Annotated in this window: 25 protein-coding genes; 14 read left to right on the forward strand and 11 right to left on the reverse strand. The window is 63.5% G+C overall.

The features are described 5' to 3' along the window. Window positions 1-675: 675 nt before the first annotated feature. Window positions 676-2,688, forward strand: a complete 2,013-nt coding sequence (gene rpoD / locus AQZ50_RS05190; protein ID WP_067743458.1) for an RNA polymerase sigma factor RpoD — start codon at window positions 676-678, stop codon at window positions 2,686-2,688. 240 nt (window positions 2,689-2,928) lie between these two features. Here the strand turns inward: rpoD and AQZ50_RS05195 are convergent, their stop codons facing one another. Beyond that, a complete protein-coding gene (locus AQZ50_RS05195) occupies window positions 2,929-4,686 on the reverse strand; it encodes a M20/M25/M40 family metallo-hydrolase (RefSeq protein WP_231730117.1) in 1,758 nt (585 codons plus the stop codon). Window positions 4,687-4,842: 156 nt separating this feature from the next. On the opposite strand from AQZ50_RS05195, the gene rpiB reads away from it, so the two are divergent. The 8 genes from rpiB (at window position 4,843) to AQZ50_RS05235 (ending at window position 10,121) form a co-directional block, all read left to right on the forward strand. Next, on the forward strand, window positions 4,843-5,280 hold the full coding sequence (rpiB, locus tag AQZ50_RS05200) for a ribose 5-phosphate isomerase B (RefSeq protein ID WP_067743470.1): 438 nt from the start codon (window positions 4,843-4,845) through the stop codon (window positions 5,278-5,280). 22 nt (window positions 5,281-5,302) lie between these two features. Continuing rightward, the gene (gene glyA / locus AQZ50_RS05205; protein WP_067743472.1) at window positions 5,303-6,616 is read left to right on the forward strand and encodes a serine hydroxymethyltransferase; all 1,314 of its coding nucleotides are present in this window, start codon (window positions 5,303-5,305) and stop codon (window positions 6,614-6,616) included. Between the two features lie 4 nt (window positions 6,617-6,620). Further along, window positions 6,621-7,082: a transcriptional regulator NrdR gene (nrdR, locus tag AQZ50_RS05210; protein ID WP_067743475.1), complete on the forward strand. Its 462-nt coding sequence runs from the start codon at window positions 6,621-6,623 to the stop codon at window positions 7,080-7,082. After that, window positions 7,079-7,840, forward strand: coding sequence for an RNA methyltransferase (locus tag AQZ50_RS05215; protein WP_255354596.1), 762 nt, complete (start codon window positions 7,079-7,081; stop codon window positions 7,838-7,840). The genes nrdR and AQZ50_RS05215 overlap by 4 nt, the downstream gene beginning before the upstream one ends. 219 nt (window positions 7,841-8,059) lie before the next feature. Further along, window positions 8,060-8,671: a 30S ribosomal protein S4 gene (rpsD, locus tag AQZ50_RS05220; protein ID WP_067743477.1), complete on the forward strand. Its 612-nt coding sequence runs from the start codon at window positions 8,060-8,062 to the stop codon at window positions 8,669-8,671. A gap of 132 nt (window positions 8,672-8,803) precedes the next feature. Beyond that, window positions 8,804-9,127: a type II toxin-antitoxin system Phd/YefM family antitoxin gene (locus tag AQZ50_RS05225; RefSeq protein WP_231730118.1), complete on the forward strand. Its 324-nt coding sequence runs from the start codon at window positions 8,804-8,806 to the stop codon at window positions 9,125-9,127. Then, the gene (locus AQZ50_RS05230) at window positions 9,127-9,552 is read left to right on the forward strand and encodes a type II toxin-antitoxin system VapC family toxin (protein ID WP_067743479.1); all 426 of its coding nucleotides are present in this window, start codon (window positions 9,127-9,129) and stop codon (window positions 9,550-9,552) included. The genes AQZ50_RS05225 and AQZ50_RS05230 overlap by 1 nt, the downstream gene beginning before the upstream one ends. Window positions 9,553-9,764: 212 nt before the next feature. After that, on the forward strand, window positions 9,765-10,121 hold the full coding sequence (locus AQZ50_RS05235) for a GIY-YIG nuclease family protein (RefSeq protein WP_067743481.1): 357 nt from the start codon (window positions 9,765-9,767) through the stop codon (window positions 10,119-10,121). Between the two features lie 379 nt (window positions 10,122-10,500). On the opposite strand, the gene tgt is transcribed toward AQZ50_RS05235, so the two are convergent. Continuing rightward, on the reverse strand, window positions 10,501-11,628 hold the full coding sequence (gene tgt / locus AQZ50_RS05240) for a tRNA guanosine(34) transglycosylase Tgt (protein ID WP_067743484.1): 1,128 nt from the start codon (window positions 11,626-11,628) through the stop codon (window positions 10,501-10,503). Window positions 11,629-11,691: 63 nt separating this feature from the next. On the opposite strand from tgt, the gene AQZ50_RS05245 reads away from it, so the two are divergent. Further along, entirely contained in the window at window positions 11,692-12,477 is a 786-nt protein-coding gene (locus tag AQZ50_RS05245) for a TSUP family transporter (protein WP_067743486.1), read from the forward strand. On the opposite strand, the gene AQZ50_RS05250 is transcribed toward AQZ50_RS05245, so the two are convergent. Then, entirely contained in the window at window positions 12,474-13,691 is a 1,218-nt protein-coding gene (locus AQZ50_RS05250; protein ID WP_082703419.1) for a polyhydroxyalkanoate depolymerase, read from the reverse strand. The two genes, AQZ50_RS05245 and AQZ50_RS05250, sit on opposite strands and share 4 nt — an antisense overlap. Window positions 13,692-13,833: 142 nt before the next feature. Between AQZ50_RS05250 and AQZ50_RS05255 the strand changes: the two genes are divergently transcribed. Then, a complete protein-coding gene (locus AQZ50_RS05255; RefSeq protein ID WP_067743491.1) occupies window positions 13,834-14,517 on the forward strand; it encodes a glutathione S-transferase in 684 nt (227 codons plus the stop codon). A gap of 34 nt (window positions 14,518-14,551) precedes the next feature. Here the strand turns inward: AQZ50_RS05255 and AQZ50_RS20340 are convergent, their stop codons facing one another. The 6 genes from AQZ50_RS20340 to AQZ50_RS05285 form a co-directional block, all read right to left on the reverse strand. Next, window positions 14,552-15,319: a hypothetical protein gene (locus AQZ50_RS20340; protein ID WP_231730119.1), complete on the reverse strand. Its 768-nt coding sequence runs from the start codon at window positions 15,317-15,319 to the stop codon at window positions 14,552-14,554. 128 nt (window positions 15,320-15,447) lie between these two features. Further along, window positions 15,448-16,482 (reverse strand): tRNA preQ1(34) S-adenosylmethionine ribosyltransferase-isomerase QueA, encoded by a 1,035-nt coding sequence (gene queA, locus AQZ50_RS05265; RefSeq protein ID WP_067743495.1) that lies wholly within the window; start codon window positions 16,480-16,482, stop codon window positions 15,448-15,450. A 24-nt stretch (window positions 16,483-16,506) separates the two neighbouring features. After that, entirely contained in the window at window positions 16,507-17,226 is a 720-nt protein-coding gene (locus AQZ50_RS05270) for a peptidylprolyl isomerase (protein WP_067743497.1), read from the reverse strand. Between the two features lie 125 nt (window positions 17,227-17,351). Then, window positions 17,352-17,873, reverse strand: a complete 522-nt coding sequence (gene coaD, locus AQZ50_RS05275; RefSeq protein WP_067743499.1) for a pantetheine-phosphate adenylyltransferase — start codon at window positions 17,871-17,873, stop codon at window positions 17,352-17,354. Between the two features lie 40 nt (window positions 17,874-17,913). Continuing rightward, window positions 17,914-18,822 (reverse strand): polyprenyl synthetase family protein, encoded by a 909-nt coding sequence (locus AQZ50_RS05280; RefSeq protein ID WP_067743503.1) that lies wholly within the window; start codon window positions 18,820-18,822, stop codon window positions 17,914-17,916. 5 nt (window positions 18,823-18,827) lie between these two features. After that, complete coding sequence (locus tag AQZ50_RS05285; protein ID WP_067743506.1) at window positions 18,828-19,079, reverse strand: exodeoxyribonuclease VII small subunit; 252 nt, start codon at window positions 19,077-19,079, stop codon at window positions 18,828-18,830. 117 nt (window positions 19,080-19,196) lie between these two features. Here AQZ50_RS05285 and AQZ50_RS05290 point away from each other — a divergent pair, with 117 nt between their 5' ends. Further along, window positions 19,197-19,853, forward strand: coding sequence for a hypothetical protein (locus AQZ50_RS05290; protein WP_067743511.1), 657 nt, complete (start codon window positions 19,197-19,199; stop codon window positions 19,851-19,853). Window positions 19,854-19,898: 45 nt separating this feature from the next. After that, a complete protein-coding gene (purL, locus tag AQZ50_RS05295; protein WP_067743513.1) occupies window positions 19,899-22,100 on the forward strand; it encodes a phosphoribosylformylglycinamidine synthase subunit PurL in 2,202 nt (733 codons plus the stop codon). A 325-nt stretch (window positions 22,101-22,425) separates the two neighbouring features. Here the strand turns inward: purL and AQZ50_RS05300 are convergent, their stop codons facing one another. Both AQZ50_RS05300 and serB read right to left on the reverse strand, forming a co-directional pair. Next, a complete protein-coding gene (locus tag AQZ50_RS05300) occupies window positions 22,426-23,253 on the reverse strand; it encodes a Coq4 family protein (protein WP_067743515.1) in 828 nt (275 codons plus the stop codon). A 58-nt stretch (window positions 23,254-23,311) separates the two neighbouring features. Continuing rightward, entirely contained in the window at window positions 23,312-24,196 is an 885-nt protein-coding gene (gene serB, locus AQZ50_RS05305) for a phosphoserine phosphatase SerB (protein ID WP_067743929.1), read from the reverse strand. Here serB and miaA point away from each other — a divergent pair. Continuing rightward, window positions 24,189-25,145, forward strand: coding sequence for a tRNA (adenosine(37)-N6)-dimethylallyltransferase MiaA (miaA, locus tag AQZ50_RS05310; protein ID WP_067743518.1), 957 nt, complete (start codon window positions 24,189-24,191; stop codon window positions 25,143-25,145). The two genes, serB and miaA, sit on opposite strands and share 8 nt — an antisense overlap. Window positions 25,146-25,355 lie beyond the last annotated feature (210 nt).

Below are 25,355 nucleotides of genomic sequence, written 5' to 3' on the forward strand. Positions count from 1 at the left end.
CCAGCCGGGCAACGCCCCCCGACGCGGCAGCAAGGGCCCAAACGGCCGCTGGCAGCCGCCCGAACAGCCGCTGGGGGCCGAAGACACCGCGCGGCTGCAACTGGTCGGTCAATTCGGCAAGACGCTCGCCCCGTTGCTCAACGCGGTTCTGGCCGGTCTTGTCGCGGCGCCATCGGAAATCGCCCGCCATGCAGAAGCGCTGGCGCATCTCGTGCCCGCCGATCCCGACATGGCCGCCCTGCTCGATGCCCTGCTCGATTCGGCGGCTGTCCCCGATTCGGACAGCGGGGCCGATTCGCGCGGAGACAGTCTTGAAAGTGCGGGGCTCGGTCCCATATTGGCGGCGCGAGGTGTGCGGCTGCCCGGTGCTGGCGATTATGCGGGGCTGCCCTTTGGCGCGATTGCCGGCGGCGATGCCGGTCTGATTGCCGAAGCGGTTGAACTGCTTGTCGAAATGCCCCGGGTGGAAGCGGCCATGGCCGAAGCCACCGCCCGTGCCGAGTATGAGCTCAGCGAAGAAAGTTTCGCCGAACAGCAACGCCTCGTGCAACGAAGGCTGGCATTGCGTGCGCGGTTGGGGCAAATGGGTCGTGCTCGTGCTGCGTTATAATTGTACGCAACGTATTTTTGGCGTCCATCGGTGGGCGCGGCTCGAACGGGTGGTACCGGGGTTCAATGGCATCGAATGACAAGACCGACAGCGGCGACGCTCCGCTGATCGACCTCAACGACGCTTCCATCAAGAAGCTGATTGCGCGGGCCAAGCGGCGCGGGATCATCACTTACGACGAATTGAACGAGGCCCTGCCGCAGGACCAGATGAACTCCGAGCAGATCGAGGACATCATGGCCGCGATCTCGGAAATGGGCGTCAATATCGTCGAAAGCGATGAAGACGCCGTCGATCCCGAAGAGCGCGAGGCCGAAGACCGCGAGGCCGAAGAGCCCGAAACCGGGATGGACGACCGCCCGGTCGTCGAAAAGCGCAAGGAAACGATCGAGCGTACCGATGACCCGGTGCGCATGTACTTGCGCGAAATGGGCGCGGTCGAACTGCTCAGCCGCGAAGGCGAAATCGCCATTGCGAAGCGGATCGAGGCCGGTCGCGACACGATGATCATGGGCCTGTGCGAAAGCCCGATCACGTTCCACGCCATCATCCAGTGGTCCGAAGCGCTCAACGCCGGCGAAATGCAGCTGCGCGAGATTCTCGATCTCGACGCCATGCTGTCGAAAGAGCCACAGCCGGAAAACCTGTCCGAAGACGGCGAAGAAGCCGACGGCGAAATCACCGAAGCCACGGCAGGCCCGACGTTCAAGGAAGAAGAGGACGTCGAGGAAGAGCCCGCTGCCGAGGACGAGGACGACGAACTGCGCGAACGCCGCACGCCGCGCGCCGAAGAGGAAGAGGAAGAGGACAACACCCTCTCGCTCGCCCAGATGGAAGCGCAGCTGAAGCCGGCAGCGCTCGAAAAGTTTGCCGAAATCACCGCGTCGTTCCGCGAATTCGAACAGATGCAGGCGCAGCGGCTCGAAGCGATCGGGCTGGGCATCGAATTCCCCGCCGAAAAGGAAGCGCGCTATCACGCCTTGCGCGAAGTGCTGACCGCGCTGGTCGAATCGGTGCAGTTCCACGCGACCAAGATCGAATATCTGGTCGACAATCTCTATGCCTTCAACCGTCGGCTGACCACGCTGGGCGGGCAGATGCTGCGTCTGGCCGAGCGCCACAAAGTCCCGCGCAAGGACTTCCTCGACAGCTATGTCGGGCGCGAACTTGATGAAAGCTGGCTGGCCAGCGTTGCCACGCGCGACAAGAAGTGGACCGCCTTTGCCAGCGTCGAGGGCAATGCCGTCGAACGCATCCGCAGCGAAATTTCCGACATCGCGTCGGCCACCGGCATGTCGCTCGGCGAATTCCGCCGCATCGTCAACATGGTGCAAAAGGGCGAGCGCGAAGCGCGCATCGCCAAGAAGGAAATGGTCGAGGCCAATCTGCGCCTCGTCATCTCCATCGCCAAGAAATACACCAATCGCGGCCTGCAATTCCTCGACCTGATTCAGGAAGGGAACATCGGGCTGATGAAGGCGGTCGACAAGTTCGAATACCGCCGCGGCTACAAGTTCTCGACCTATGCGACTTGGTGGATTCGCCAGGCGATTACCCGCTCGATCGCCGATCAGGCGCGCACCATCCGTATCCCGGTGCACATGATCGAAACGATCAACAAGCTGGTGCGCACCAGTCGGCAGTTTCTCCACGAGCAGGGCCGCGAGCCCACGCCCGAGGAAATGGCCGAGCGCCTGTCGATGCCGCTCGAAAAAGTGCGCAAGGTGATGAAAATCGCCAAGGAACCGATCAGCCTCGAAACGCCGATCGGCGACGAGGAAGATTCGCACCTGGGCGATTTCATCGAGGACAAGAACGCGATCATCCCGGTCGATGCCGCGATCCAGTCCAACCTCAAGGAAACGGTCACCCGCGTCCTCGCCAGCCTGACCCCGCGCGAAGAACGCGTGCTGCGCATGCGCTTTGGCATCGGCATGAACACCGATCACACGCTCGAAGAAGTCGGCCAGCAGTTCTCGGTGACCCGCGAACGCATCCGCCAGATCGAAGCCAAGGCCCTGCGCAAGCTCAAGCATCCGAGCCGCAGCCGAAAGATGCGCTCGTTTCTCGATCAGTAAGGCTGGCCTCGATCGGCAAGACAAACAAACGCCGGGGCAAAACCCCGGCGTTTTTTGTCACAACACAAGATCCCCCCCATACACTGCTGAAACAACAACACAGTCCGCTCATCCTGGGCCTGTCGAAGGATGCGCGAGACGCCTGCCCAAGAAAATGTTGCGGGCATGCGGGGCTGACCTTGGCGCGCATCCTTCGACAGGCTCAGGATGAGCGGATTACTATAGAACTGCCCCCCCCGCTCAAGAAACCGGGCGCGTAGTCTGGCTATAGGGCGGGATCGTGTCGGCGATCGGTGCAGCGCGAATCAGCAGCGCGATGGCGATCGCAGCCAGACCAAACGCCAGTACTGCCACGCGTCGCGACCGGCGTGACATGGGTTGCCACAGCGGCAGAATCGTCAATGCCGCCAGGACCAGCGGCAGCGCGACGACCAGCGGCAAGTCGCCGCCCACCGCCTGCAGCATCTCGTGCCCCAGCATGAATTGATACCCGATCACCAGCGCCGCGATCACCACCGCCAGAACCCGGCTCATTTTCCCCTCGGGCAGCAGCGCGATCACCGCCGCCAGCAAGACGGGCACGATCACCACATAGGCCGCAACCGGCGCGAGCGCCTGTATCACGGCGGCTGCCAGCCACAGCGGGACAAGCGCCCCGACCAGACCGGCGCGCCCCGGTCGCCACCGCCCGATCACGATGAAGAACGCCGCAAAGGCACTCGCCCCCGCCATCGCTTCAAGCCGGGGCGTTGCCGCCAGACGGTCATAATAATTCGGCCCGCCGACGTGAAACGATACGAGATTGGCGCCCATCACCAGCAAAGTGGCAAGCCCGGCCAGCCCGAGCATCCGCCCCGCCCCGCCGATCGCCGCACGCGCATGGCCACGCCCGCGACCGCGCCGGTGCCAGATCGCCCCGATCGCGATGAACGCCAGCCCAAGCATGATCCAGCCTGCATACGTCGGCAATGTCACCATGGTCAGGCCGAACACATCGAAAAACACCACGTCGGGCGCCGCGTGCGGCAGGCTGGGCGCGGCCAGCAGCGCGCGCGTCAGATCGAGCACTTGCCCGCCGATGTCCTGCAAGGCGCCCTGATCGAGCCGGTCGGCATCGGCCTTGGGCGAATGGTACAGCCCCGGTCGGCCGATGAAGGCGAAATTGTACGCCGCCACGCCGTGCGAATTCGTCCACGACAGAGCCTCGGTCAGATCCGTGTCGTTGGGCAGCACGCTATAGAGAAAGACCGCCAGCGAAGACCCGCCGGGATGCCTGATCGCGCCCGCCGCCAGCGCGATGCCTTCGCCATTGTCATCGGCGGTCTGAAACAGCATCGCCCGGCCCCCGCCGCCGCGCGCCTCAAGATTGACCAGCGTGCCGATATGGTCGCGCAAAGGATCGGATGGCGGCGGCAATCCGCCAAAGAAATGCCGCGCCCCGTCGAGCCCGATTTCCTCGCCATCGGTCAGAATCACCACCAGATCGCGCGCCGGACGCGGGCCCTGGGCAATCGCGCGCACTGTTTCGAGAATCGCGGCCAGCCCCGCGCCGTCATCCGCCCCGCCGGGCGACGAGGCCACACTGTCATGATGCGCCATCAATGCCACCGCCGGCAGCGCGGGATTGCGCCCGGGCAGCACCGCGATCAGATTGGTCAGCACGCGCGGCCGATCCGCCGGCCCGCCCCAATCGATATTGCGCGCGATACGGTCGGGATCGGGCTCGAACGAATCGGCGCGCACCGTCATCCCCAACCCGGTCAGCCGCTGCGTCAGATAGCCGCGCAAGGCCGCATCCGCCGCCGAGCCTGCCGGATGCGGCGCCTTGGTAATGACGCGCACATCGGCCATCGCGCGCCCGGCCGAAAAATCCTGCGCCGGGCGATCCGGCGCAGTCGGCCTGGGCGGCGTCGTGCCGAGGATCGCCAGAGCCAGCGCCAGAAGGAGCACGGCCAACGCGGGCAAATGGCGCGAAATCATACCCAAAGTCTTGCGCATCAGCGCCCCATCTCCCTTGCGCGCCCCGCGAAAGCATTACCCCGCCCGCGACCATAAAGGCAAATTATGTGGTGCCCAAGCGCGGATGGCTTTATGGGCGCCGCAGAACGAATCCCGTGATCCCCAAAAGTCACACAACAGTCAGGTCCAGATCTCTTGCGCATTGCCATCGCTTCCGATCACGCCGCTTTCGCGCTCAAGGCAGAGCTTGCCGCCGCGCTTGTCGAATGGGGCCATGACGTGACCGACCTCGGCCCGTTCAGCGATGCGCGAGTCGATTATCCCGATTTCGGCTATAAACTGGCCGATGCGGTGGCGAGCGGCGCGGCAGAGCGCGGCGTGGCTCTTTGCGGATCGGGGATCGGCATTTCGATTGCGGTCAACCGCCATCCCGCTTGTCGCGCGGCGCTTGTGTCCGACCCTTATTCGGCAACGCTGGCGCGCGAACACAACGACGCCAATGTCATCGCGATGGGCGCCCGGCTGATCGGGATCGATCAGGCCAAGGCCTGCCTTGAAGCGTTTCTGGCCGGCACATTCGCAGGCGGACGCCACGAAGGCCGCGTCGCCAAGCTTTCCCACCCCACCTTTTGACCGGTAAAGAGGAGCCACACAGATGACCGCAGCAACGTCAACCGCGCCGGACATCCGCAAAGCGGGTTTCTTTACCGAGCATCTCGCCGGTGCCGACCCCGAAGTCTATGCGGCGATCCGCAATGAGCTGCATCGCCAGCAGACGAAAATCGAACTGATCGCGTCGGAAAACGTGACCAGCCTCGCCGTGCTGGAAGCCACCGGCTCGATCTTCACCAACAAATATGCCGAAGGCTATCCGGGCAAGCGCTATTACGGCGGCTGCGAATATGCCGACGTCGTCGAAAACCTGGCGATCGAGCGTGCCAAGGCGCTGTTCGGCTGCGACTATGCCAATGTGCAGCCCAATTCGGGCAGCCAGATGAATCAGGCGGTGTTCCTCGCCCTGCTTCAGCCCGGCGACAGCTTCATGGGCCTCGATCTCAATTCGGGCGGGCACCTGACGCACGGTTCGCCCGTCAACATGAGCGGCAAGTGGTTCAAGCCGATCCCTTACGGCGTGCGCCCCGACGATCATCTGATCGACATGGACAATGTCGCCGCGCTGGCGCGTGAGCACAAGCCGAAGCTGATCATTGCCGGCGGCACCGCCTATTCGCGGTTCTGGGATTTCGAAACGTTCCGCGCGATTGCCGATGAAGTCGGCGCCTATCTGCTCGTCGACATGTCGCACATTTCCGGCCTCGTCGCCGGCGGCGCACACCCCTCGCCGTTTCCCCACGCGCATGTCGTGACCACGACGACGCACAAATCGCTGCGCGGACCGCGCTCGGGCGTGATCCTGACCAACGACGAAGCGCTGGCCAAGAAATTCAACACGGCGGTGTTCCCCGGGCTTCAGGGCGGGCCGCTGGTCCATGTCATCGCTGCCAAGGCGGTTGCCTTTGGCGAAGCGCTGCGCCCCGAATTCAAGGCCTATGCCCATCAGGTCGTCGCCAATGCCAAGGCGCTGGCCGAAAGCCTGAAGGAAAACGGCATCGCGATCGTGTCGGGCGGGACCGACAACCATCTCATGCTCGCCGATCTCAGCCCCAAGGACGTCACCGGCAAGGCGGCGGAAAAAGGCCTCGATCGCGCCTGGCTGACCTGCAACAAGAACGGCGTGCCGTTTGACAAGCGCTCGCCGTTCGTCACTTCGGGCATTCGCCTCGGCACCCCGGCGGCAACGACGCGCGGTTTCCGCGAAGACGAATTCCGCATCATCGGCCAATTGATTGCCGAAGTCGTCGAAGGCCTTGCGCGCAACGGCGATGAAGGCGACGGCCAGATCGAACAGCGCGTGCGCGACCGCGTGGCCGATTTGTGCGCCGCCTATCCCATTTACCCGGAGATGTGATTCCTTGCGTTGCCCGTTCTGCGCCCATGACAACAGCCAGGTAAAAGACAGCCGGCCGAGCGAGGATAACACCTCGATCCGTCGGCGTCGGCAATGCGAAGGGTGCGGCGCGCGGTTCACCACGTTCGAACGCGTGCAACTGCGCGAAGTCATGGTGATCAAGTCCGACGACCGCCGCGAACCGTTTGACCGGGCCAAGATCGAGCAATCGGTCACGCTCGCCTGCCGCAAGCGGCGGATCGAACAGGAACGGCTCGACCAGTTGGTCACCGGAATCCAGCGTCAGATCGAGACCTTGGGCGAAAGCGAAGTGCCCTCGAAGCAGATCGGCGAAATGGTCATGGACGCGCTGCGCCAGGTCGACAGCGTCGCCTATATCCGCTTTGCCAGCGTCTATCGCGACTTTACCGAAGCGCGCGATTTCGAGGAATTCGCCAGCACCGTGCGCGAAGTGGGGCATCCTTGACCAATCCCGCCCCAAACGTGCCGCCCCCGATCATCGTACTGGTCCGCCCGCAACTGGGCCAAAACATCGGCAAGGCCGCGCGCGCCATGCTCAATTTCGGGCTGACGCGGATGCGGCTGGTCGCCCCGCGCGACGGCTGGCCCAATCCCTCCGCCGGTCCCTCGGCGTCTGGCGCAGACGTGGTGCTCGAACACGCCGAAGTGTTCGACACACTGGCCGAAGCGGTTGCCGATTGCGCGCATGTCTATGCAACCACCGTGCGCAAGCGCGGCGTGACCAAGCCGGTCGTCACCCCCGAAGCCGCCGCCGCGGCGATCGTCGCCGCCCCGGCGCAGAGCGCGATCGTGTTCGGCCCGGAACGCTCGGGGCTCGACACCGACGATGTGGCGATCGCACGCACGATCATCACCGTGCCGATCAACGCCGAATTCGGCTCGCTCAATCTCGCGCAGGCAGTGATCCTGTGCGCCTATGAATGGTCAAAGCACGCCACGCAGGATTCGGCGCTCGTCCAGCCGCCGGTCGAAGAGCTGCTGCCCCCTGCCCCGCAATTCGAATTCGACGGCATGTTCGATCAATTGACCGGCATGCTCGAACCGCTCGGCTATTTCGAACCGGAAATCCGCAAACCCGTGACCATGCGCACCTTGCGCACGATGTTCACCAAGCCCGCGTGGAATCACCTCGAAGTGCGCACCATGCGCGGCATCCTGACCACGCTGGCCCACCACCGCCGCATCCGCGAGCGCAATTCCTGAGCCCAAAGGCTTGACATCCGCGCCGATGTCTGGTCATGCGCGCCCTTCCACGCGAACCCCGGCGGCTCTGTCCAGCCGGAACACGGTCCGATTGGCCCCGCAAACCCGGTGAAGCGGCGGCCGCATGGCGCACTCTTTGGTGCCATGGTGCGAACCCGGGTCACAGCATGACTGCGGCAATCCTGCCCGGCCATGACGCAAATGAAAGGAACCCCTCGCGTGTCGAAGCGTAAGGCATCGAAGTACAAAATTGACCGCCGTCTTGGCGAAAACATCTGGGGTCGTCCCAAGAGCTCGGTCAACCGCCGCAGCTATGGCCCCGGCCAGCACGGCCAGCGCCGCAAGAGCAAAGTGTCGGATTTCGGCATTCAGCTCCGCGCCAAGCAGAAGCTCAAGGGCTATTACGGCGACGTCACCGAAAAGCAGTTCAAGGCAACCTATCAGGAAGCCTCGCGCATGAAGGGCGATACCGGCCAGAACCTGATCGGCCTGCTGGAACAGCGCCTCGACATGGTGGTCTATCGCTGCAAGTTCGCACCGACCATCTTCTCGGCGCGCCAGATCGTCAGCCACGGCCACATCCGCGTCAACGGCGTGCGCTGCAACATCGCCAGCCGTCGCGTCCGCCCCGGCGACGTGATCAGCCTGGGCAACAAGGCCAAGGAAATGGCGCTCGTCGCCGAAGCCCAGAGCCTGCCCGAACGTGACATCCCCGAATATGTCGCCGCCGAAGCCGACAAGGCAACCTTCGTCCGCGTGCCTACGCTCGACGAAGTGCCCTATCCGGTGAAGATGGAACCGAACCTGGTCGTCGAATTCTATTCGCGCTGATCAGTCGGGCTTCATCGCCAGACAAACGAAGAAGGCGGGGGAAACCCCGCCTTTTTTGTTGCCTGCGGCAGGCAGGAAAAGGGCCTCCGGCGGGCAAGGGCCATTGCCCTTGCAACCCGGAAATTGCTGGCCTTGCCGATCGCGCTCCACCGGAGCAGTGGAATTTTACATGCGAACGCGCTATATGACTATCTGGATGGTCAGGAGGCGATGGTGAGCGCAATCAATCTGGCGGATGCCAAGGCGCATCTGAGCGAACTCGTTGATCGGGTCGAGGCGGGTGATTCCATCGGCATAACCCGGCGGGGCAAGCTTGTGGCGCAACTGACGGCGGCCTGCCGCCCGCGCAAGCCGATCAATCTCGATGCGCTCAGGGCGCTGTCGGCGGCCATGCCACCACAAGACCAAAGCGCCGAAGCGCTGGTCCGCGCCATGCGTGAGGGCGATCGCTACTGATGCTGTATCTCGACACGTCGCTGATCGTTGCGGCCCTTTCCAACGAAGCGGAAACGGCGCGAATTCAGGGATGGCTGACGGATCAGGACCCGGAACAACTGGCCATCAGCGACTGGACGATAGCCGAAGTGTCGTCTGCGATGGCAATCAAGCTGCGGACGGGACAGATCGATCTTGCTTTGCGCGCGGCGGCGCTGGCGCTGTTCAACCAGATGGTAGCGGACAGCTTCACGGTTCTATCCGTGACAGCCGGACATTTCAGGGTCGCGGCAAAGTTTGTGGATCACCATGCCCTCGGCCTTCGCGCCGGTGACGCACTGCACCTTGCCGTTGCATCGGAACAAGGCGCCACACTCTGCACTCTCGACATGCGCCTGGCCACCGCCGGGCCGGAGCTTGGCGTCCCCACGCATCCGCTCACATAAACCGGATGGCACTGGATGAGACTGCCGCCCCGCCGGCAGCATTGCATGCGTGACCCAATAGCCGACACCAGCGCGAAATGTCGCATGGCGCCCCACACATTTCGGTCATGCCGGACCTGATCCGGCATCCAGCGTGCGGTGACACGCCGAGCGGCGCCAAATCGGTGCCTTTTGCCCCGGACGCTTCCACCCCAAACGGGATAAGAGATGTCATGCCCGAGGAACGCCAGCCCTGTATCTATATCATGGCCAGTGATCGCCTGGGCACACTCTATATCGGCGTGACGAGCAACCTGATGCGCCGCCTCGCGCAGCATCGCAGCGGGGCGCATGAAGGCTTCACCGCCCGCCATCAGGTCAAACGGCTGGTCTTTTACGAACTGTACGGCGACATGGAGCGAGCCATCGCGCGGGAGATGCAATTGAAAAGCTGGCGTCGCGATTGGAAGATCGCGCTGATCCAGACCCTCAATCCCGATTGGCACGACCTCGCCCCGGGCCTTGGTTTCGCCCCCCTGCCAACCCCGGCGCCAAAAGGCCCGCTGGATGCCGGATCAAGTCCGGCATGACGAAGGGAATATAGGCACGGGTTGCGTTCCCTTGAGCAGGTCTGCGCCTCATATCCGTCATTCGCAGACTTGCGAACGTAGCCCAACAGCGGAGACCAACGCCAATTCCGTAGACTGGCGCCAAAATTCCCGTGAGAGTTCACACCGCGTTGCAAGGGGCCAACCAAGAAATTCCGGAGACGGCATGCTCAATTCACGGGGAAAAGGCAGCGGGTTCCGGACTCAAAGCCGGGAGGACGTGAGTGAGGGCAGTTAGCCTTGAATGTCCGACATGGGCGCAAAACGGTCGTTGGGGCGTATAGTTGGTTCGAACCGTGTGCCGCCAAATACCGGGATGCAAGGGCGATGGCCCTTGCCCGCCGGAGGCCATACTTCCGCCTTAGCGCCCCGCCAGATAATCCCGCCGGAACTGCACTGCAAACGCGGCGAAGCGCCCTTCGGCGATGGCGGCGCGCATGGCGGCCATCAACTGCTGATAGAACCAGATGTTGTGTTCGGTCAGCAACATGGCGCCGAGCATTTCGCCTGCGCGGTGCAGGTGGTGCAGATAGGCGCGGGTGTATTTGGCACAGACCGGGCAGGCGCAGCGGGGGTCGAGCGGGTCTGAATCTTCGGCGTGGCGGGCGTTGCGGATGTTGACCGGGCCGTTCCAGGTAAAGCCTTGGCCGTTGCGGCCCGAGCGCGTTGGGAGGACGCAGTCGAACATGTCGACGCCGCGTTCGACGGCGCCGACGAGGTCGTCGGGCTTGCCGACGCCCATGAGATAGCGCGGGGCATTTTCGGGCAACTGGCCCGGTGCGAAATCGAGGGTGGCGAACATCGCCTCTTGCCCTTCGCCTACGGCCAGGCCGCCGATGGCGTAGCCGTCGAAGCCGATGGCGGAGAGGGCGCCGGCACTTTCGGCGCGCAGGCGTTCGTCGAGTCCGCCTTGCTGGATGCCGAACAGGGCGGCGCGTTCTGCGTGTTCGCCGCCTGCGTCAAACGCATCGCGGCTGCGGCGGGCCCAGCGCATCGACATTTCCATCGAGCGGGCGATCACATCGCGCGGCTGATCGATTTTCGGGCATTCGTCGAAGCACATCACGATGTCGGAACCGAGCAGGCGCTGGATTTCCATCGAGCGTTCGGGGCTGAGCATGTGGCGCGACCCATCGAGGTGGCTGGCGAAGGTCACGCCGTCCTCGGTGATCTTGCGCAGGGAGGACAGGCTCATCACCTGATAGCCGCCGCTGTCGGTCAGGATCGGGCGATCCCAGCCGCCGAATTTGTGCAATCCGCCCAGCCGCGCCATGCGTTCGGCGCCGGGGCGCAGCATCAGGTGATAGGTATTGCCCAGGATGATGTCGGCCCCGGCGGCGCGCACGTCCTCCATTTTTATCGCCTTGACCGTGGCGGCGGTGCCGACCGGCATGAACGCGGGCGTGCGGATGTCGCCGCGCATCATGCGGATCACGCCGGTGCGCGCTTTGCCTTCGGTGGCGTGGATCTCGAACGAAAAACGGGTCATGGGCCTTACAGTCTGCAAAAAAGCGGGATTGCGGCCTTTAGGCATGATTGCCATGGCGTGCAAATGACCTTGCTCAGCTTGCTCGAACCCGTGTCCGTCAGCCCTGTGCTGTTTGCCGTCTTGACCGGCGTCGCGGTCATTTCCGGCACGGTCGATGCCATTGCCGGGGGTGGCGGGCTGATCATGATGCCGGTGCTGATCGCGACGGGATTGCCGCCGCATTGCGTTTTGGGCACCAACAAGCTGCAATCGATCCTCGGCACCAGCGTTGCGACCTGGCGTTTTCGCCGCGCCGGGCTGCTGTCCTTGCGCGGCGGCCTGCCGTTTGCGGCGCTGAGCCTGTTGGGCGCGGTGGCCGGGGCGCTGCTGATCCGGCGGATCGATGCGCATGCACTGGGGCTGCTGGTGCCGATGCTGTTGATCGGGGTGGCGCTTTATACCGTGCTGTCGCGGCGGATGGAGGATCATGACGCCCCGCCGCGCCTCGGGCCCGGCGCCTATGCCCCGGTGGTGGCGGGAATCGGGTTTTACGACGGGTTTTTCGGGCCCGGCGCGGGGCAGTTCTATGCCGCCAGCCTCGTGTCGCTGCGCGGGATGGGGCTGACCCGCGCGATGGGGCTGACCAAGCTGATCAATGTCGCCAGCAATCTGGGCAGCCTAATCGTGTTTGCGAGCGGGGGCGAAGTGCTGTGGCTGCTCGGGCTGACCATGGGGCTTGGCGCGATGACCGGCGCGCTGATCGGCAGCCGCCTCGCCACGCGCCACGGCGCAGCGGTGATCCGGCCCTTGCTGGTCACCGTCAGCCTGTTGCTGACGGCGAAGCTGATCTGGGCGTGGTTTACCGCTTAACCCATTGCCAGAACGAGATTTCGGACTTGCGGATAGATCTGGGTTTCCCATTTCGACCCGGAAAACACCCCGTAATGGCCAACGCCGGGTTGCAGGTGATGGCGCTTGAGATGCGGGCGCAGGCTGGTGCAAAGCAAATGCGCGGCGGCCGTTTGCCCCACGCCGCAGATGTCGTCGCGTTCGCCTTCGACGGTCAGCAGCGCGGTGCGGTGAATCGCGCCGCAATCGACCCGCTTTCCCCGGTGCATCAATTCGCCCTTGGCCAGCAAGGCGCGCTGAAACACGCGGTCGATCGTTTCGAGATAGAATTCCGCCGTCAGGTCGAGCACCGAGAAATATTCGATATAGAAATCGCGGATCTTGGCCGCATCGCCCTCGCGCCCATCGGCCAGCGCCTGGTAAAAGCGGCGAAACTGTTCGAAATGCCGCCCCGGATTCATCGACATGAACGCGGTCAATTGCAGGAATCCGGGATAGACCCGCCGCCCCGCGCCGGGATAGCGCGCCGGTACGCGCGAAATCAGATTGCTTTCAAACCAGCCGAACGAATTCGCCCGGGCAAGTTCGTTGACCACCGTCGGCGCCTCGCGCACGTCGATCGGCCCGCCCATCAGCGTCATCGTGCGCGGCTGGCACGGATCGCGCTCGCCCGCCATGATCGCGACCGCCGCCAGCGCGGGGACGCAAGGCTGACACACCGCAAGCAAATGGCCATGCGGCCCAAGATGGCGCTGAAACGCGATGATATAGTCGGTATAGTCTTCAAGCCCGAAGCGGCCCGCAGATTGCGGCACTTCGCGCGCATGGCGCCAGTCGGTGACATAGACATCGTGATCGCGCAGCAGCACTTCGACGGTATGCCGCAACAGCGTCGCATAATGCCCCGACAGCGGCGCGACCACGAGCATCTTGGGCTGCGGCATCTCGACCGCGTCCTTGGCGAAATGAATGAGATCGCCAAACGGCAGCGACATCGCGACTTCTTCGCGCACCGGGACCATGGCATTGCCCACCGGCACCGCCTTGATGTCAAACGCGGGCCGGGTGCTGATCACGCTGGCCAGCGTATACCCGTCGCACAAGGCATGAAACCGCCGGACCCAGTCGTTCTGGTCGGCATCGGGAAAGAAGCGGTCGCGCAATTCCAGCATGCCCCGCGCCACCCGGCGAGAGGGTTCCATTACATCGCTAAAAGCCTGGAACGCTGCGTACACGCCGTTTCCTTTGTTGCGGCACCCGCGATTCGTTGCCGCGTGGCAATTTCCCCCAATTCATGCTGCGCTGCATCAATGCGCTTGGCAAGTGTCTCGCGACATGATTACCTGCCAGCGGCACTGACAGGACGGGAAACACGCGATGGCCGGCAGGAAATCGATCAGAATCGTCAAGTCGCGCGCGATTCTGACCATATCGAGCAAGACCTATTCGGCCTGGTCATTGCGCGGCTGGCTGTTGTGCCAATTGGCCGCGCTCGATGTCGAGGAGCAGCGCGTCGAACGCAGCGCCGCCGATCGCGCCGAGCTTCTGCTGCTCAGCCCTTCGGTACTGGTGCCGCGCCTGACTCACGAAGGCGCGAGCGTGTGGGATACCCTGGCCATCGCCGAATACCTGAACGAACTCTATCCCGAGGCGCAAATGCTGCCCGCCGATCGCATCGCGCGCGCGCATTGCCGCTCGATCTCGGGCGAAATCCATTCGGGCTTTGCCGCCATGCGCTCGGCCCTGCCGATGAACCTGAAAGTGCGGCATGAGCGCTTTCCGGTGTTTTCCGGCGCGCGGCCCGACATCGAACGGATCGAGACGATCTGGCAGGAATGCCTGGGCAAATACGGCGGCCCCTATCTGTTTGGCGAAAGCCCGACGATCGCCGATGCGATGTACGCCCCCGTCACCACCCGTTTCCGCACATATGCCGTCAAACCGAGCGGACCGAGCGACGCTTATTGCGACACGATCGAGGCATGGGAGCCGATGCGCGTGTGGCAGGCCGGTGCCGAGGCCGAAGCCGAGGATTTCGAAGAGCTTGAAGTCGAATTCTGAGACAGAATCAATTCATATACCAAGTTCCAGAAAGTCATTCAGTCGGATTGAGCGGTTTCATCATCGCAGAAAGCTCTTCGTCGGTTGGAAAAGTTAGCGAAGCGAATTGCTCAACCTTAAAATATTTCTTGGTCACTGGGCCAAACTTGGCCGCAACCGATCTTGATAGTCGAACATCTTCGTCTAGCCTCGCATCCAAACCCAACGCGACATTGTTTAAAGGGATCGTATACGGCAAAAAACTGACAGCCTCTTCCGGTGTAAGTGTTGTCGAACCTATCTGACCATCGAAAGCCACGGGCTTTGGGCCAACGCGAAGAAACTCGCTTCGCATCATGCAATATTCTTGGAATGCCGCCGACGATGACGCATGCCGGACCGCCAGAAGCATCATATCCTGCATAAAATCAAATTCGCCTGCAGCCGCAAAGACGGCCATTTCGTCAGCAGTAAAGCGAATGGCACCTTCGTCAGTCTCTCCAATCATCGGAATCAACACCTGCCATGGGTCCATGTGAGCTCGGCTCGGATCCTCGCGAACTGCCATACAAGATTTAACGTGGATTCTTAGACCTATAGTGCTGTTTATAATGTAAATTAGCTTCACAGCTGTTGAAAATGCACGTGCCTTTTGGTCATCGATGCGCTGCGTTGCATCCCGACTAAGTGTCTCATCCGATTGACGTTTGGCCAACAGCCAAGCGGGGATACCCCCAGCCAATGCGCCGATCACACCACCAAGGATTGCGGGAACCAAATCCCAGTATTCTGCCAACTGACCGCATTTCGCTGATATAGACATGAACCTTATATGCGCGACTCAGTGCTATTCTTCAATGCAGCGTCTATCCAATTGGCCTGACCCAACATCAATTCAATCGGGAAGAAACGACAGAAGGGCTGGTGGAGACAGCTCAAGCCAATACCGCCTTATCCGTTCGGCAACAGCAAGCTGGCATCGCCATAGCTGTAAAAGCGGTAGTGGTCGGCGATGGCATGGGCATAGACCGCCTGCATCCGCTCCAGCCCCATCAGCGCGCTGACCAGCATGAACAGCGTCGAACGCGGCAGATGGAAATTGGTCATCAACCCATCGATCGCGCGGAAGCGATAGCCCGGCGTGATGAAAATCGAGGTGTCGCCCGCAAAGGGCCGGATCACCCCATCTTCGCCGGTCGCGCTTTCGAGCAGGCGCAGGCTGGTCGTGCCGACCGCGATGATCCGCCCGCCCTGCCCCCGCGCCGCGTTGAGCCGGTCGGCTGTGTCGGGCTCGATCCGGCCCCATTCGGCATGCATCGCGTGGGATTGCGTATCGTCGGCCTTGACCGGCAGGAATGTCCCCGCGCCGACATGGAGCGTCAGCGTTTCATGCCCGATCCCGGCCTCGGCCAGGGCAGCAAGCAGGCCCGGCGTGAAATGGAGCGCGGCGGTCGGCGCGGCGACCGCCCCGTCGCGCGCGGCAAACATCGTCTGATAATCGCTGCGGTCGGCCTCGTCGGTTGCCCGCTTGCCCGCGATATAGGGCGGCAAGGGCATGCGCCCGGCACGTTCGAGCAGGACTTCGACCGGTTCATTCCCGGCAAAGGCGAGGGTCCAGCTGCCGTCATCGTGGCGCGTTTCGGCCAGCGCGGTGACATCGGCGCCAAATGCGATCACATCGCCGGGATGCAGGCGCTTGGCATTGCGGACAAACGCCTGCCAGCGCCGCAAGTCTATCCGCTTGTGCAGCGTCGCGCCGATCCGCGCCTCGCCGCGCCGACCTTCGAGCTGCGCCGGGATGACGCGCGTGTCGTTGAACACCAGCACGTCGCCCTTGCGCAGCAACTGCGGCAAGTCGCTGACCCGGCGATCATCGAAAGGCCCCTCGCCTGCGACATGCAACAGCCGCGCAGAATCGCGCGGCCGTGCCGGGCGCAACGCAATGCGGTCCGTCGGCAGATCGAAATCGAACAGATCAACCCGCATCGGCAGGCACCGGCATCATGCGGCTCAATGCGCCTTGGAATGGTTGAGCATGTCGGCGGTGATCGAAGTCGGCGCAGGCGTTGCGGCCTGCGGCGGCGGTGCCGGCTTGTTGTCGGCGGCGATCGAGGCCTGAATGATGCGCGTCGGGTGCGCGGGCGGTTCGCCGCGCGCGATGCTGTCCGCCGTGGACATGCCCGAAATCACCCGCCCGAAATTGGTATATTTCCGGTCGAGCGCCGAGCGCGGATAAAAGACGATGAAGAACTGGCTGTTGGCCGAATTGGGATCGTCGGTGCGCGCCATCGACACAGTGCCCCGGCCATGGGGCACATCGTTGAATTCGGCGGCGAGATCGGGCAGCTTTGACCCGCCCTGGCCCGTGCCGGTCGGATCGCCGGTCTGTGCCATGAATCCGTCGATCACCCGGTGGAAGATGATCCCGTCATAAAAACCCTGACGCACCAGCGTCTTGATCCGCTCGATATGGTGCGGCGCCCATTGCGGCATCAGCCGGATCGCGATGCGCCCGCCATTCGACAGATAAAGCACCAGGACGTTTTCGGGATCATGGCTTTCATCAGGATCGATCGCATACTGGATCGCGTTCGACGAAACGACGCGGTCGACCTTGAACGGCTTCACCTCATCCTTGGCACTCTTCTGCTGGGCAAAAGCCGGCGCGGCCACGAGCGCGGCGGCCATCACGGCGCCGGACACAAAAGAGGCGAGCACGCGAAAACGCATCAAGGACCATCCTGTCGAAAGTTGTGCCTCGCGGATAGGCGAGCCGGGCTGAGCCTGCAATGAACAATTCTTGATCAAAATCGGCGAAAGAGCGGATTTTGACGGCAGCGCCGGGCTGGCGCCGTTCAATAATCGCCCAGCCGCCCTTGCGCCTCGACCCGCGCCACGACTTCATCGCGCACAGACGGGGATACGAACTGGGTGATGTCGCCACCAAACATCGCGATTTCCTTGACCAGTTTCGATGCGATCGGCTGCAGGCTGACATCGGCCATCAGAAACACCGTCTCGATCCGGTTGTTGAGCTGCTGGTTCATCCCCGCCATCTGATATTCGTATTCGAAATCCGCGACCGCGCGCAGGCCCCGCACGATCACGTTGGCGCCCTGATGCTCGGCAAATTTCATCAACAGCGCGTTGAATCCGGTGACATCGACATTGGCGATGCCCTGTTCGGACACTTCGCGCCGGACCATGGCAATACGCTCGTCGGGGCTGAACATCGGGTTTTTCGACATATTGGTCGTCACCCCGATGATCAGGCGATCGACCAGCTTTGCCCCGCGCCGGATAATATCCAGATGCCCGCGCGTGATCGGATCGAATGTGCCGGGATAGACCCCGATCCGTTCCTTATGTCCTGCCACGTGAAATCCTCTCCATTCCGGTGACGGCCAAAAAAATTGTCTAGCGATCGCGCTCGACGATGAACCGCGCGATCGCGCGCAACAGATCGGCCTCTTCGCCATGCGATCCGAGATAGCCGATCGCCTGATCGACCAGCATGTGCGCCTGCGCGCGGGCGCGATCGGGGCCAAGCAACGACACGAAGGTCTGTTTGCCGGCGGCCTCGTCCTTGCGCAGCGCCTTGCCCGCCGCCGCCTCGTCGCCTTCGGTATCGATCAGGTCGTCGATAATCTGAAACGCCAGCCCGATGTCACGCGCATAGCCGCGCAAATGCGACCGCCCTTCCGCCGACAGCCGCCCCAGAATCGCGCCCATTTCGACCGCCGCGCTCAGCAGTGCCCCGGTCTTGAGCTGTTGCAGGCGGGTTACGGTGGCAAGGTCGAACGATGTCGTTTCGGCGACCATGTCCATCATCTGCCCGCCGGCCATGCCCGCCGCCCCGCTTGCCGTGGCCAGCGTGCGCACGAGCTCGATGCGGGTAAACGGATCGCCGATCAGCGCCGGATCGGCAAGAATCTCGAACGCCAGCGCATGGAGCGCATCGCCCGCAAGCACAGCCGTCGCCTCGTCGAAGGCAACATGCACCGTCGGCTTGCCATGGCGCAGCGCGTCATCATCCATGCACGGCAGGTCATCATGGATCAGCGAATAGACGTGGATCGCCTCGATCGCACAACCGACGCGAATCGCGATATGGCGGTCGACCCCGAACAATCCCGCCACCGCCATCACCAGCAAGGGGCGCAACCGCTTCCCCCCGCCGATCGCGGCATAGCGCATCGCCTGATAGAGCCGATCGCGCGCGTCGCCCGGAACCGGCAACAGCGTGTCGAAACAGACATCGACTTCGCGCGCGATGCGCACAAGCGCGTCGGCCAAAAGCGGTTCGGGCCCTTCGCCGAGCGTCATCGCGTTCAAGCCGGAGCTTCGTCGAACGGCCTGGTCGCTGCGGCGCGGCCATCCCGGTCGGCCACGATCGCCTCGATTCGCGCTTGCGCCGCATCGAGCCGCGCCTGGCAATGCGCGCGCAAGGCATCGCCGCGGGCATAGAGCGCAATCGATTCGTCGAGCGGCGCCTCGCCGCTTTCAAGGCGTCGCACGACATCCTCAAGGGCTTTGAGCGCTTCTTCGAAGGATAGCGCGGCGATCTCGGTCTGGCTGGTCATCACAGCGACAATTGACGGCCCGCGCGGGGCTGGTCAAGCCTGTCGCCGGGCACAATCGCACGGCAGCGCGCAACAGGCTGATTCGGCGAGAGCGGAAACGGCCAGGGGGAGGACACCATGTTCATCGGACATTATGCACCGGCCTTTCTGGCCTCGGGAACGCGCCAGGGCCCGCCGCTGTGGCTGGGCGCCGTGGCGACGCAAGCGATCGACCTTGCCTTTTTCAGCTTTGCCCTCATGGGAATCGAACATTATCGCCTGATCGCCGGGGCCACAGCGTCCAACTGGCTCGATCTTTACGACATGCCCTATACGCACAGTCTGGTGGGCGCGGCATGCTGGGGGCTGGCGCTGGGGCTCGTGACGCTGGCGGTCTGGCGCAACCGGGCCATGGCGGCGATCGTTGCCGCGCTGGTGGTATCGCACTGGCTGCTCGATCTCCTCGTCCATCGCCCCGATCTGACGCTGGCGGGCCGCCCGCCGCTGCTCGGGCTTGGCCTGTGGAATGCCCCATGGCTTGAAAAACCGCTGGAACTGGCGATCACGTTTGGCTCGCTGGCGTTCTATATCCGGCGCACGCAGGCCATTTCGCGCTGGGCCTTGCCGGCGCTCGGGCTGCTGATTGCCGAGCTCGCAGTGTTTCAGGCGATCGACTGGTTCGGCGCGCGCACCACCCGGGTCGAAGCGGGGCAACAGGGCCTGGCGCTGTTCGCTTATGCCATGGTGATCCTGGCGACGGCACTCGTCGGTGCGACCCGGCGCATTCGCGCGTAAAAAACGGGGTGCAACTTTGCCGCGCCATGGTCTAGAGCCCCGCGCATGTCTGCACAACAAAGCGCCATCACCGCCGAGACCGTCGCCGCCCACGGGTTTACCGAGGACGAATACGCCCGTGTGCTTCACGCGCTGGGGCGAGAGCCCAATCTGGTCGAACTGGGCATCTTTTCGGTCATGTGGTCGGAACACTGCTCGTACAAGTCGAGCCGTCTCCATCTCAAAAAGCTGCCGACGAGCGCCCCCTGGGTGATCTGCGGCCCGGGCGAAAACGCGGGGGTGATCGACATCGGCGACGGACAGGCGGCGATCTTCAAGATGGAGAGCCACAACCACCCGAGCTATATCGAGCCCTATCAGGGCGCGGCGACCGGGGTCGGCGGCATCTTGCGCGATGTGTTCACGATGGGCGCGCGGCCCGTTGCCAACCTGAACGCGCTGCGCTTTGGCCGCCCCGATCATCCGAAGATGAAGCATCTGGTAAAAGGCGTGGTCGCGGGAATCGGCGGCTACGGCAATTGCGTCGGCGTGCCCACGGTCGGCGGCGAGACCAATTTTCACAAGGCCTATGACGGCAACATCCTGGTCAACGCGATGACCGTGGGCGTCGCCGATCAGGATCGCATTTTCTATTCGGCGGCGACGGGCCTCGGCAATCCGATCGTCTATGTCGGATCGAAGACCGGGCGCGACGGCATCCACGGCGCGACCATGGCCAGCGCCGATTTCGACGACAAGAGCGACGAAAAGCGCCCGACCGTGCAAGTCGGCGATGCGTTCACCGAAAAGCTGCTGATCGAGGCCTGCCTCGAATTGATGGCGACCGATGCGATCGTCGCGATTCAGGACATGGGCGCGGCGGGGCTGACATCGAGCTCGGTCGAAATGGCCAGCAAGGGCGGCGCCGGGATCCGGCTCGACATGAACATGGTGCCGTGCCGCGAAGAAGGCATGACGCCGTATGAAATGATGCTGTCGGAAAGCCAGGAGCGCATGCTCATGGTGCTGAAGCCCGGCAAGGAGCCGATGGCCGAAGCGATTTTCCGCAAGTGGGAGCTCGATTTCGCAGTGATCGGCGAAGTGACTGATACCGGGCACATGGTGCTGGAATGGAACGGCGAGGTCGTTTGCGACATCCCGCTCGACCCGCTTGCCGACGAAGCCCCGCTCTATGACCGCCCACACCTTTCGCTGGCCGATTACAAGGCCTGGGCGGCGGTTCCGGCGCTCGGCGATCTGCCCGAAAGCGGCGATCTCGGGGCCGATCTGATTACGCTGATCGGCTGTCCCGATCTTGCCAGCCGTCGCTGGATCTGGGAACAATATGACAGCCAGGTCGGCGCCGACACGTTGCAGAAATCGGGCGGCGATGCGGCCGTCGTGCGCGTGCACGACAGCGCCAAGGCGCTGGCGATCACCACCGATTGCACCCCGCGCTATTGCTATGCCGATCCTTATGAAGGCGGCAAGCAGGCGGTCGCGGAAACCTGGCGCAATCTCTGCGCGGTCGGCGCAACGCCGCTGGCGATCACCAATTGCCTCAATTTCGCCAATCCGCAGCGGCCCGAAATCATGGCGCAGATCGTCGAGGCGCTGAACGGCATGGGCGATGCGTGCCGCGCGCTCGATTACCCGATCGTGTCGGGCAATGTCTCGCTGTACAACGAATCCAAGGCGACCGGCGGCGGCAGTGCGATCCTGCCCACCCCGGCCATCGGCGGCGTCGGGCTGATGCTCGATTACGAGACCATGGCGACGATCCGCTTCAAGGGCGAAGGCCACGCGATCTGGCTGATCGGCGGGCCGGAAAGCGGCGGCCATCTCGGCCAGTCGCTCTATGCGCGCGAACTTCATGGGCAGGAAGCCGGCGCTCCCCCGCCGGTCGATCTGATCGAAGAACGCCGCAACGGCGAATTCGTGCGGGAACTGATTGCCGATGGCCGCGTCAGCGCGGTGCATGATGTGTCGGACGGCGGCCTGCTCGTCGCGCTTGCCGAAATGGCGATGGCCGGCGGCATCGGCTGCACCATCGATGCCCTGGCCGATGCGGCAAGCGCATTCGGCGAAGATCAGAGCCGCTATGTGGTGACCACCCCCGCCGATGCCGCGCTTTCGGCACCGGGCGTTGCCGTGCGCCGCATCGGCACGACCGGCGGCGACACGCTCAAGGGCCCCGGCTTTGCAGTCCCGATCGCGACGCTGAAAGAGCGCAACGAAGCGTTCTTCCGCGACTGGATGGAAGCCTGACCGACAAAAGCCCATCCCCGTATGGGGCTACCTGCTTCACATATCTCAATTGCGCATATTTTATGCATGGTTATCAAATAGGTCCGCTCGTCCAGAGCTTGCCAAAGGACGCGCACCGAGGCCTGCGCGGCGCACTTACCTCGTCACCTGACCAACCGTCGCGCGCGTCCTTCGACAAGCTCTGGACAAGCGTATGCTTCTGAAAAAACAGTAATATATCTCAATGCGCGGCCGGGCTTCCGCTGCAACCCGAATACCGCGCGTGCGGACGGCACAGGTTCGATGACCCGATGTGTAATTGCCATCCCTGCGACGGGGCAGGAAATCACGCGGTCAGCGCTTGGCCTTGCGTCGTCGGCGCCTTGCCGAGCAGATCATAGGGATCGATGCCCATTGACCGCCAAATGGCATGCGCGCGGTGATAATGGCGCGCCGGGGTGATGTGCAACCGGCGGCGCACTTCGTCGAGCGGCAGCGGCAGCAACTCGGTGATCGCCTGCTCGCACAGCCGCGGACAGGCCTTGCCCAGCCTTTGCCCTTCGCGAACCGCCCGCAGCACGGGCGCGTCGCTTTTCGCCGTCTTCTTGATATTGAGCGCGGCCATATAGCCGATGAACAAGTGGCCGGGGCTCGGCTGCTGGCTGTAGGTAAAAGCCAGCACGCAAGCCTCGCCCAGCGAATCGCGGCCATACCCCGTCAGCACGTGAAGCAGATCATGCACATCGCGCAGACGGTTGAGATACCACGCGAACTGATCATCGAACTTCGGCTTGTCCTTGGCGAACTTGGCGAATTCGTCGACCAGCCCTTGCGCGGTCAGCCCTTCGCTTTCCATGAAATCGCAATAGGCATGCGCCAGCGAGCCCGGCGCCATGCGGCGCAGCGCGGCGTGATCATCAAGGATCGCCGGAAGAAACGGTTCGCGCGCGCGCAACGCCTGCCCGCGTTCGCTGCGTAACAGGCGCGTGCCCGCCGCGCGCATCCCGCGCCAGGGCAGCGCTTCGAAAATCCGGAACACTTCCTCGGTCCGCTCCTTGTCCTTGAGCAGTTCGCGAAAGTGATGGAGCGCCTTGCCCGGACGCGTATGCAAGACCGGGCGGCGCTCGTCATAGATCGGCAGGTCGGTTTCGACAGAGAACGGAATCGCAGTCATGGCCGGAAGTCACCCTCTTTTTTCCGGCCCTCATACTAACATCGATGTAAATAAAGCGTCAATGCGTCACCCAGCGTTCGCGCGGGATACCGTAAAGGTCGAGAATCGCGGTCAGATCGCCGCGATCGATGCGCCCGGTGGCGGCTTCGCGCGCTTTGGGCTTGGCGCGATAGGCAATGCCGTGAGTCGCAGCGCGAATCATCGGAATGTCGTTGGCGCCATCGCCGGTGGCCAGGCTGACCACACCCTCGCCCAATCGTTCCGCTTCCTCGACCAGCACCGCGCGCTTGACCGTGCTGTCGACGATATCGCCGATCACATGCCCGGTCAGCACGCCATCTTCGACCGCCAGCCGGTTGCCCACCACGCGGTCAAAGCCGAGCGCTGCGGCAACGGTATCGGCAAAGGCATGAAATCCGCCGGTCACCAGCACGCAATGCGCACCATGCGCCTTCAACGTGCGCACCAGAGTCGCAGCGCCGTCCATCGGCCGGATGCGTTCGTCGAGGCACTGTTCGATCGTCGCTGCCGACAATCCCTTGAGCAAGCCGACGCGTTCGCGCAGCGCAGCGGCAAAATCGAGTTCGCCCTGCATCGCGCGCTCGGTAATCGCCGCGATATGCGCCTTGAGCCCCGCGAAATCGGCCAGTTCGTCGATGCATTCCTGTCCGATCATGGTCGAATCCATGTCCGACACAAACAGGCCGGGCAGCGTGATCGGCGCATCGGCAATCAACAAGTCGGCATCGGGGAAATGCGCATCGAGCACCCGGCGCAACGTCGCCGCGTCGCATTCGTCGACTTCGAGTTCGAGCACATCGGGATTCGAATCGAGCATTCCCGCGCCGACGACTTCGGCGCCGGTTTCCTCGATTTCTTCCATAGCGACCGCAAGCCGGTCTCCAAGCGTTTCTGTGTCTGCTATCAGGCGGGCTATGAGCACCAGCAATTCCTCGAATGACAATCGGCATCAGCCAAGCCTCGCGCTCATTGCAGGGCCGACCGCCAGCGGCAAGAGCGATCTTGCCGTGCGCCTCGCGCTTGCCGAACAAGCCGCCGGGCGCAGCGCGGTCGTCATCAATGCCGACAGCGCACAAGTCTATGCCGACCTCGCCATCCTGAGCGCGCGTCCCGAACCCGACGAGATGCGCGGCGTCTCCCATCGCCTGTTCGGCGCGTGGGACGGTGCGCAAGCCTGCTCCGCCGCCGATTGGGCCGCCGCCGCGCGCACCGAAATCGCCCGCGCGCATGAGGCAGGCGCCTTGCCGATCCTGGTCGGCGGGACCGGGCTCTATATCCGCACGCTGCTCGACGGCATTGCCCCGATCCCGCCGATCGATCCCGACATTCGCGCACAAGTCCGCGCCCTGCCCGTCGCGCAAGCCTGGGCGGCGCTATCGCGCGAAGACCCCGAACGCGCGGCCAGGCTGGCCCCGGCGGACATCACGCGGATCGCGCGCGCGCTCGAAGTGGTGCGATCCACCGGGCGTCCGCTGGCGGACTGGCAGGCCGAGCGCGAGGGCGGGATCGGCGATGCGGTTCGCGTGTCGGCGGTCGTGCTGATGCCGGATCGGCCCTGGCTCTACGAGCGGTGCGACCGGCGCTTTGCCGCGATGTGGCAGCACGGCGCAATCGAGGAAGTGCGCGCGCTTTTGGCGCGGCGGCTCGATCCGGAGCTGCCGGTGATGCGCGCAATCGGAGTGCGCGAAATTGCCGCATTTCTGTCGGGCGACATGGACGCCGAATCGGCCATCGGCTCGGGGCAACAAGCCACGCGCAACTATGCCAAGCGGCAATATACCTGGCTGCGGCACCAGATGCCCGCCACCTGGCCTCGGCTTGCGATTGAAAATTACATTGACAAGGCCGATATAGCAGGATTATTTCAATAATAGCCGCTTGACATGACTGATTATGTCAAGTAGCAGGCCGTCAATTGCCTGGGTTTCCCTTGTTTTGCGGAAATCCGGGTGCCCGAGGAGGGAGAGACGGCCCGGCACGCATGACCATGCGGCCGGGCCGAAATATTTGATCTCGCTCCGCCCGGGCACTCGCAGGGCGCACAATCGGCAGGGGCCCCGGTGGCGACACCGGGCTTTTTT

This window comes from Novosphingobium sp. Fuku2-ISO-50 (genome assembly GCF_001519055.1).
Taxonomy (GTDB): Bacteria; Pseudomonadota; Alphaproteobacteria; order Sphingomonadales; family Sphingomonadaceae; genus Novosphingobium.